6 protein-coding genes, 1 tRNA gene and 1 riboswitch are annotated in these 8,513 nt (G+C 73.3%); of the genes, 2 read left to right on the forward strand and 5 right to left on the reverse strand.

The window, feature by feature from the left end:
• Positions 1–178 precede the first annotated feature (178 nt).
• Both AA75_RS31305 and AA75_RS31310 read right to left on the reverse strand, forming a co-directional pair.
• A complete protein-coding gene (locus tag AA75_RS31305; protein ID WP_033823700.1) occupies positions 179–520 on the reverse strand; it encodes a hypothetical protein in 342 nt (113 codons plus the stop codon).
• A gap of 442 nt (positions 521–962) precedes the next feature.
• A complete protein-coding gene (locus AA75_RS31310) occupies positions 963–2,327 on the reverse strand; it encodes an FAD-binding oxidoreductase (RefSeq protein ID WP_033823716.1) in 1,365 nt (454 codons plus the stop codon).
• A 343-nt stretch (positions 2,328–2,670) separates the two neighbouring features.
• Here AA75_RS31310 and AA75_RS31315 point away from each other — a divergent pair, with 343 nt between their 5' ends.
• The gene (locus AA75_RS31315) at positions 2,671–3,873 is read left to right on the forward strand and encodes an Ig-like domain-containing protein (protein WP_033823701.1); all 1,203 of its coding nucleotides are present in this window, start codon (positions 2,671–2,673) and stop codon (positions 3,871–3,873) included.
• A 37-nt stretch (positions 3,874–3,910) separates the two neighbouring features.
• On the opposite strand, the gene AA75_RS31320 is transcribed toward AA75_RS31315, so the two are convergent.
• The 3 genes from AA75_RS31320 to AA75_RS31330 all read right to left on the reverse strand — a co-directional run bounded on the left by AA75_RS31320 (position 3,911) and on the right by AA75_RS31330 (position 6,670).
• Positions 3,911–4,627, reverse strand: a complete 717-nt coding sequence (locus tag AA75_RS31320) for a hypothetical protein (protein ID WP_033823702.1) — start codon at positions 4,625–4,627, stop codon at positions 3,911–3,913.
• 227 nt (positions 4,628–4,854) lie between these two features.
• Positions 4,855–4,942: transfer RNA gene (locus tag AA75_RS31325), tRNA-Ser, on the reverse strand.
• A 60-nt stretch (positions 4,943–5,002) separates the two neighbouring features.
• Positions 5,003–6,670: a S1C family serine protease gene (locus AA75_RS31330; protein WP_033823703.1), complete on the reverse strand. Its 1,668-nt coding sequence runs from the start codon at positions 6,668–6,670 to the stop codon at positions 5,003–5,005.
• Between the two features lie 252 nt (positions 6,671–6,922).
• Positions 6,923–7,074: riboswitch (TPP riboswitch) on the forward strand.
• Between AA75_RS31330 and AA75_RS31335 the strand changes: the two genes are divergently transcribed.
• Positions 7,065–8,426: a cytosine permease gene (locus AA75_RS31335; protein ID WP_033823704.1), complete on the forward strand. Its 1,362-nt coding sequence runs from the start codon at positions 7,065–7,067 to the stop codon at positions 8,424–8,426. Its footprint overlaps the riboswitch before it by 10 nt.
• Positions 8,427–8,513: the final 87 nt, after the last annotated feature.

Genomic DNA, 8,513 nt, shown 5'->3' on the forward strand with positions numbered 1-8,513 from the left:
CCTGGCCGGAGTGCGGTGACCCTTTCCGCTTCCGGGTGTCGTCGATCCGGTCCGCCCGCCCCCTCGCCCGTCCGGTCACCGTCGTCGTCCGCTGCCGGCGCCCCCGCCGTCAGTGGTCCCACCGGTGTCCGTGGATGTGCAGGTGGATGTGGGGTGTGGGTGCGGTCCGGTGGTGGTGTCAGCCGCCGAAGACCGGGGCGAAGACGAAGTGGATGTTCTTGTTGGACTGGTCGGTGAAGACGAACCCGGTGTTGTCCTTCACCCCGACGTTGCTGTTCTGGTTCGAGGCACCCGCACCGGTGGCGGTCTGCTGGGTGGCGTTGTAGTTGCCGTCGACCGAGCCGAAGATGTTCCCGCTGCCGAAGTTGGACACCACGCTGCTGTTGGAACCGTCGCCGGCCAGTGCGCCGTTGTCGGCGACGGCCGTACCGGCCCCGCCGGCCAGCAGCAGGCCCGCCGCGAGCGGAGCGGCGACCAGCAGTCCGGCCAATCGGGTGGTGCGGATACGGGAGCGCGCCATGAAGTCCTCCAAGAACCCGCCGCCCCGCACTGGGGCGGCAATTGTGTTGATAAGTGCGGGAGTTCGCGGCCAGACGAACACCTGCGGGCTGCGACGCCGAGAGACAGCTTTCCGCAACAAATCGACAAAGCACCAGCACCGGGAGGCCTTTTCGCCCGTTAGCGTGACATCGGGCCGCAGTCGCTTAGACCGGGAATACGCCGTTCGTCGGCAGACACACCGCCCCTGGCTTGGCAGTTAGCCCGAACGGCCGGGCCCTGCGGGCACCGCCCGGCAGGCGCGCAGCCGGTCGGTCGCACACCGATCGCACCACCCCGGGCGCACATTCGGCCCGCACGCCCCCGATTCGGTCGGATCGGCCGACCAAGGCCATTTCTTCAGCCCTTTCCGGCCACTCCGGATGCATCCGAAGGGTAAGGCAGGATGGTCATTTGAATGACCGTCAGAGGGTCTTACCCGGATTCAGGATTCCGAGCGGATCGAAGACCGACCTGATCTGCCGCTGCACCTCCAGGCCGACCGGCCCCAACTCCCGGGCCAGCCACTCCCGCTTCAGCAGGCCGATGCCGTGCTCGCCGGTGACCGTGCCGCCGAGTTCCAGGCCGAGGGCCATGATCTCCTCGAACGAGCGCTCCGCCCTGGCCGTCTCCTGCTCGTCCGACGCGTCGAAGACCACCACCGGGTGGGTGTTGCCGTCACCCGCGTGCGAGACCACACCGATGGTCAGGTCGCTCCGCTCGGCGATCTGCGCGACCCCCGCCAGCATCCGCGCCAGCTGCGAACGCGGCACGGCCACGTCGTCGATCATCGTGGTCCCCAGCCGGTCAAGCGCGGGCAGCGCCAGCCTCCGGGCCTGCAGCAGGAGTTCCGACTCCGCCCGGTCCTCGGCCGGCACCACCTCGGTGGCCCCCGCGGTCCGGCAGAGCTCGGCCACCGCGGCCAGTTCGGCCGCCTGCCCCGGGCCGTCGAAGGCCACCAGCAGCAGGGCCTTGGTGGTCGCCGGCAGCCCCATCGCCGCCATCTCGTTGACCGCCCGGACGGTGGTCGCGTCCATCAGCTCCATCAGCGACGGCGTGAACCCCCGGGCCATCACCTCGCAGACCGCCGCACAGGCCGCGTCCGTGCTGCCGAACTCGGCGGCCAGCACCAGCGGCGGAGCCGGCTCCGGGCGCAGCGCCAGCACCGCGCGGACCACCACCCCGAGCGTCCCCTCGGATCCGACCAGCAGCCGGGTCAGGTCGTAGCCCGCGACGCCCTTCGCGGTCCGGCGGCCGGTGCTCAGCAGCCGGCCGTCCGCCAGCACCACGTCCAGCCCGAGGACGTACTCGCTGGTCACGCCGTACTTCACGCAGCACAGGCCGCCCGCGCCGGTGGCGATGTTGCCGCCGATGGTGCAGGACTCCCAGCTGGACGGGTCCGGCGGGTAGGCCAGCCCGTACTCCCCGGCGGCCCGGGACAGCACGGCGTTCACCACCCCGGGTTCGACCACGGCGAGCCGGTTGACCGGGTCGATCTCCAGGATGCGGTCCATCTTGACCAGCGAGAGGACGATGCAGCCGTCCACGGCGTTGGCGCCGCCGGACAGGCCGGTGCGGGCGCCCTGCGGCACCACCGGGACCCGCAGCTCGGTCGCCGTCCGGAGCACGTGCTGCACCTGCTCGACGGTCTGCGGGAAGACCACCACCGCCGGGACCCCGGCGGCGCAGAACCCCGCCATGTCGCGGGCGTAGGCGGCGGCCACGTCCGGGTCCACCGCGACCGCCTCCGGCGGCAGGCCCTGCATCAGCCGGTCGACCAGATCACCCACGGCGGCCTCCACCTCTCGCGTCCCTGTCCGGTCCGGCCGCGGCACTCCGCGGTCCCGTCCGGCCGCCCCGTTCGGCGTCCCGTCCGGCCGCGGCGTTCGCTGCCCCCGCCCCGCACTCTGCCCCCGTCCGGAGGCGGGGGCAAGGCCGTCCCGGCCGTGGGTGTCCGGGAATCACGCACCCCGCGTAACCGTTCGGCAACAGCGGCAGGGCGGGCGCACCCTCGTGGCCCCCCACGACGTGCATGGGTGCGGGGCCGGTGGTGCCCACGGGTACGGGAGCGCGAGCGACCGGGGCGGCCCGCCCGCGGGCGGGCGCCGGACGGACGGACACACAGGGGGAAGCATGACCAGGCGGACGGCGGCTGCGGTGGCGGCGGCGATGCTGAGCGGGGCGCTGCTGGTGACCGGGTGCGGCGGCAAGGGCGGGGCGGGCGGCGCAACGGCGGCCCTCGGTGCGGGCGGCGGGGCCTCCGCCGCGCCGGCCGCCAAGACCTCGGCCGCGGTGGTGGCGATCGAGCCGAAGGACGGCGCCACCGACGTGGCCCCCGGGGCGCTCAAGGTCTCGGTGGCGGGCGGCAGGCTGACCAAGGTCACCGTCACCGACGCCACCGGCACGCCGGTCGACGGCACCCTCGCCGCCGACGGGCTCGGCTGGGTGCCCGCGAACGGGCTGGCCGTCGGGACTGCGTACCGGGTGAGCGCCGAGGCCGCCGACGCGGGCGGTCTGACCACCACCGCGACCAGCGCCTTCACCACGCTGACGCCCGAGCGGACGATCGGCGCCGACGACAACGTGGTCACCGGGAACACCTTCGGCGTCGGCATGATCGTCTCGGTGCAGTTCAAGGGCGAGGTGAAGGACAGGGCCGCCGCCGCCAAGGCCGTCACGGTCGAGGCCTCGGACGGCACCGTGGTCAAGGGCCACTGGTTCCCCGGCAACCGGCTCGACCTGCGCCCGGAGACCTTCTGGAAGCCCGGCACCACCGTGAAGGTGCACTTCCGGACCAAGAACGTCGAGCTCTCGCCGGGGGTGTACGGCGCCACCGACCGGGACGAGCAGTTCACCATCGGCCGCTCCAAGATCAGCGAGGTGGACGCCGCCGCCCACCGGATGGTGGTCAAGAAGGACGGCTCGCCGGACCAGGCCATCCCGATCACCGCGGGCGCCGACGACAACCCGTCCTGGAACGGGACCATGGTGATCTCCGAGATGCACCTGATGGAACACATGAAGTCCGAGGGCGTGCCCGGCCTCAAAGGCAAGCCGTACACCGCCGACGACCCGCACGCGATGCGGCTCACCGCCACCGGCACGTACGTGCACGGCAACCCGAGTGCGGGGCCGGCGGTCGGCCGCAGCAACATCAGCCACGGCTGCATCGGCCTGGTCGACACCGCGGCGGGCGACCCGAACTCCACCGCGGGCAGGTTCTACGCGGACTCGATGATCGGCGACGTGGTGAAGGTGCGCGGCTCGATCAAGAAGGAGGCGCTCGCCCCGGACAACGGCCTGAGCGGCTGGAACATCGACTGGGCCCAGTGGTAGCCGGTCCGGCCGGCCGTTCGCGGAGCGGGCGGGCCGGTCACTCGCCGAGCGGGCGGGACACCGCGAGCACCCGGGCGACGCCGTCCGCGCTCCAGGCACCGGCCGCGCCCGGTCTGCTGCTCAGATAGGCCGCGGACCTGGCCGTGTCCCACCCGTGCGCCTCGCGCAGCCCGGCGGCCAGGACCCGCAGGTACGCGGCGGTCGGCGCGTTCAGCGGGGCCTCGGCGCGGCGCCACGGGGCGGTGAACGTCAGCACCGGCCGACCCGCCAACCCGCCCACGCAGAGCACCGTTTCGTACCGGTCGGGGCCCAACAGGGCCCGCCCGTCGGCCAGTACCGCCCGCAGGTCCGGGTCCGGCCCGTCGCCGGGGGTGCGGCGCCGCTCCTGGGCCAGCACGTCGAGGAACTGGCCGGTCGTCAGGAGGTAGCCGCGGGCGGGCATCTCGCCATCGTCGTCCCCGTCCCCGTCGCCGTCGCCGGGATCGTAGAAGCCCATCCCGCCGCCCCAGACCGACGACTCCAGCGCGAAGTGCAGCCGTCCCGGCAGCAGCAGCGGGACGTCCGCGGCGGGCGGGCGGCGGTCCCGGCTGCCGGGGTGGTCACGGTCCCCGCCGGGCAGCCGGCCGCCGGCGAGGTAGCAGGTCAGCCGGGCGAGGGACATGTTCGACGCGTAGGCGGCGTACCAGACCCGCCCGGCGGCCGCGCCCGGCCGGGGCCGCGGCCCGGGGCGCCGTACCCCGCCCGTCGCAGTCATCGGCCCGCCCGCCCTCTCCGCCTCGCCGGTGCCCCGGCTCCGCATCGGCGGCGGCAGCCCGGGCGCACGATTGTCGGCCGCGGGCGGCGTCCGCGCACCCCACGGACCGGCGGGTCGGCCCACGGCCACCCACCCGGCGGAACCCGCCACCGCCGGACGCCCCCGGAACGGTGCCGGGCACGGCAACGGCCCCTGACCGTTCCTACCGGTCAGGGGCCGTTGTGCGGCGGAGAGCGTGGGATTCGAACCCACGGTACGGGGTCACCGCACGACAGTTTTCAAGACTGTTCCCTTAGGCCGCTCGGGCAGCTCTCCAGGCGGAGGCCAGCCTAACGGGTCCGGCGGGGTTCGGTGCACACCGTTTCCGGTGCCGGGTCAGTTGTCGCCCTTGCGCTCGCCGAGGGTGATGGTGGTCTTGGCGGTCTTGCCGTCGCGGGTGTACTCGACCTCGACCTTCTCGCCCGGCTTGTGCGTCCAGATCTCGCTGACCAGGGTGGGGCCGCTGTCGATGGCGATGCCGCCGAGCTTGGTGATCACGTCGCCCGGCTTGAGGCCGGCCTGGTCGGCGGGGCCGCCGGGGGTGACGGCCGGGGTGCCGCGGACGTCGGCGCTGGGGATCTGCGCGCCGTCGCCCTTGTAGTCGTCGTTGCGCAGCACACCGAGGATCGCGTAGACCGGCGTGCCGTCCTTGATCAGGGTCTCGGCGACCCACTTGGCCTGGTTGATCGGGATCGCGAAGCCGAGGCCGATCGAGCCGGCCCGGCCGGTGGAGCCGCCGGTGTTGGACTGGATCGCCGAGTTGATGCCGATGACCTGGCCGGAGGCGTTGAGCAGCGGGCCGCCGGAGTTGCCCGGGTTGATCGAGGCGTCGGTCTGCAGGGCGTTCATGTACGAGGACTGGGAGCCCATGTCGTCGCCGGAGGCGACCGGACGGTCCTTGGCGCTGATGATGCCGGTGGTGACGGTGCCTTCGAGCCCGTACGGGGCGCCGATCGCGATGGTGGCGTCGCCGATCGCGGTCTTGTCGGAGTCGCCGATCGGCAGCGGGACGAGCTTGTCCTTCGGCGGGTTGTCGAGCTTGACCACGGCCACGTCGTAGCCCTGGGCGCGGCCGACCACGGACGCCGGGTAGGAGGAGCCGTCGGAGAACTTCACCGTCAGCTTGCCGCCGCTCGCCGCGGGGGCGACCACGTGGTTGTTGGTGAGGATGTGGCCCTCGGTGTCGAAGACGAAACCGGTGCCGGTGCCGGACTCGCTGGAGCCCTGCGCCTTGATGGTGACGGTGCTGGGCAGGGCCGCGGCGGCGATGCCGGCCACCGAGTCGGGGGCCCGGTCGAGGGCCTTCTTGTTGTCGCCGACCGTCACGGTGGTGCTGGTGTGGCTGCTGGACCCGCTGCTGCCGTTGCCACCGCCGTCGGTCAGCGAGGCACCGATCGCGCCGCCGGCCAGGCCCGCCACCAGGGCGGCCGCGGCGACCAGGGCGATCAGCGAGCCGCGCTTCCTGCGGGGGCCGGGCGGCGTACTGCCGCCACCCCACTCGGACGGGTAGCCGGGCACGCCCGGGCCGCCGGTGCCGCCGGGCGGGGTGCCCCAGCCGCCGAGCGGGTGCCCGGCGCCGAACGGGTGGTGGCCGGGCTCGCCGGCCGGCGGGTTGCCCTGGCCGGGCGCGCCCTGGCCGAACGCGGCCTGCTCGGGGGTGACCGGCTGCTGCTCGGCCGGGCGGTGCTCCGCGGCGCCGGGCAGCGGCGGCGCGTACGGGTTGTGCGGGACGGCCGGCGGCGGGGCGTCGAGGTAGCCGGACGCCGGGGCGGCCGGGGCCGCGGGGATCACCGGCGGCGGCGCGTCGAGATAGCCGGGGGCGGCAGGGGCGGCAGGCTCCTGCGGGTCGGCCTGCTTGGACAGCGCGAGCGTGGGAGCGGATTCGACGACCGGCTGCGGCGCGGCGGCCGACGTGTGGTCGGTGGTCGGAGCACCCGCCTCTGGAACGCCGGAGGACTGACCCTCCTGCGGCCCGGTGGACCCACCCTCGTGTTCGGTGCTCACGGACGACCTCCATAGCTGACGGACTTGGCCATAGTTTTTCGCATAGCCGATTCAGTTGCCGTAAGGAGCCCCCTGAAGAAGTCATGAGAATGCTTAGGTGGTCCTGACGGCCCGCGGTACGGCCCTGGGCCGCGGTGGCTGCCACGGGTGCCCGGCCGTCGGAACTTCCGCGATTCGGAACTTCCGTGATGCGGACAGTGTCCCCCCTGGCCTTGGCGTTCGAGGCGGCGCCCGTTAGCCTGGCGCTCCAAACTGAAACGACGCGGGAGCTTGGACCCACCAGGCTGAGAGTGCGCTGTTCGACCGTACGCCATGGGTATCACGGCGGGGCGGGTCGAGGGAGCGCTGACCGCCGGAACCTGTCCGGGTAATGCCGGCGTAGGGAGTATCGGCCATGACGGCTGTTTCGCCTTCCCCTGCCTCCGACTCCGCGACCGCTGTCGCGGAGCGCGTCGAGGCCCCCCTGGTCCTCGACACCGCGCCGCCGCGGACGCTGGACTTCCGGGCGCAGTTCGCGCTCTGGGCCAACCTCGGGGTGAGCCTGATCGGCTTCTCCAGCGCCGCGACGGTGCTGGGGACGGCCGGCAGCGAGCTGTCGTTCGCGGCGTCGGTGACGGCGATCGTGGCCGGCACGGTGATCGGTACCGCGATGCTGGGCGTGGCCGCGCTGATCGGTGCCCGGACCGGCGCGCCCGCGATGGCGGTGCTGCGCGGGCTGTTCGGGACCAGGCTGTCGTACCTGCCGACGGCGCTGAACATCGTGCAGTGCCTCGGCTGGGGCGTGTTCGAGCTGATCACCATCGCGGGCGGGGCCCAGGCGGTGGCGGGCACCCAGGGCTGGCGCTGGCTGTTCGTGCTGCTCGCCGGTGCGCTCACCACGGTGCTGACGATCTGGCCGCTGGGCGCGATCGCGGTGCTGCGCAAGTACGTGGCCGTCGCGGTGGGGGTGGCGATGGTGTACCTGACGGTGCAGCTCGGCCGGCAGGGCTTCCCCGACCCGGGGGCGGGCAACTGGACCGGTTTCCTGACCGCGACGGACTACATCATCGCGGTGTCGATCTCGTTCGTTCCGCTGGCCGCCGACTACACCCGGCACTCGCGCACCGCGTCGGCCTCGTTCTGGGGCACCTTCTCCGGGTACTCGGTGGCGCAGGTGTGGTGCTACGTGCTGGGCCTGGTCGCGCTGCTGCAGGCCGAGGGCGACCCGAGCCGGATCTTCGAGTCGTTCACCGGGGTGACGGCGGGCTGGCTGTTCCTGCTGGTGCTGGTGGTGCGGGAGACCGACCAGTCGTTCGCCAACGTCTACTCGACCGCGATGTCGGTGCAGAACCTGCTGCCGCGGATCGACCGCCGGCTGCTGACCGGCGGGATCGGCGTGCTGGTGACGGTGCTGGCGCTGCAGATCACCGAGTTCACCGACTCGTACTACGCCTTCCTCGGTCTGATCGGCTCGGTGTTCGTGCCGCTGTTCGCGGTGCTGGCGGTCGACTACTTCCTGGGGGCCGGGCGCGACGGCTGGAACCTGGACCAGGACGCGCCCTCCCGGCTGGTGATGCTGGTGCCGTGGGTGCTGGGCTTCGCCGTCTACCAGTTCCTGGCGCCGACCCAGAACGCCGGCCGGTGGACCGCCTTCTGGACCGACCTGCAGTCCGCGGTGGGCTTCACCCCGCAGGCGTGGACCTCGGCCTCGCTGTTCGGCTTCCTGGCGGCGGCGCTCGCCACCTGGGCGACCACGCTGGTGCGCCGGACGGCCTGAGCCAGGACGGCCCGAGCCGGGCGGCCCGAGCGCGGGCGGCCCGAGCGCGGGCGGACCGGCGGCCGGGCCGAGAAGTCCGCGAGCCGC

Origin of the sequence: Kitasatospora sp. MBT63, from assembly GCF_000710465.2 — a bacterium.
GTDB lineage: Bacteria > Actinomycetota > Actinomycetes > Streptomycetales > Streptomycetaceae > Kitasatospora.

What these genes read in the sequence shown, in the direction of transcription:
- AA75_RS31305 (WP_033823700.1), bottom strand. Translation starts at nt 520, where the DNA reads ATGGCGCGCTCCCGTATCCGCACCACCCGATTGGCCGGACTGCTGGTC.
- AA75_RS31315 (WP_033823701.1), top strand. Translation starts at nt 2,671, where the DNA reads ATGACCAGGCGGACGGCGGCTGCGGTGGCGGCGGCGATGCTGAGCGGG.
- AA75_RS31320 (WP_033823702.1), bottom strand. Translation starts at nt 4,627, where the DNA reads ATGACTGCGACGGGCGGGGTACGGCGCCCCGGGCCGCGGCCCCGGCCG.
- AA75_RS31335 (WP_033823704.1), top strand. Translation starts at nt 7,065, where the DNA reads ATGACGGCTGTTTCGCCTTCCCCTGCCTCCGACTCCGCGACCGCTGTC.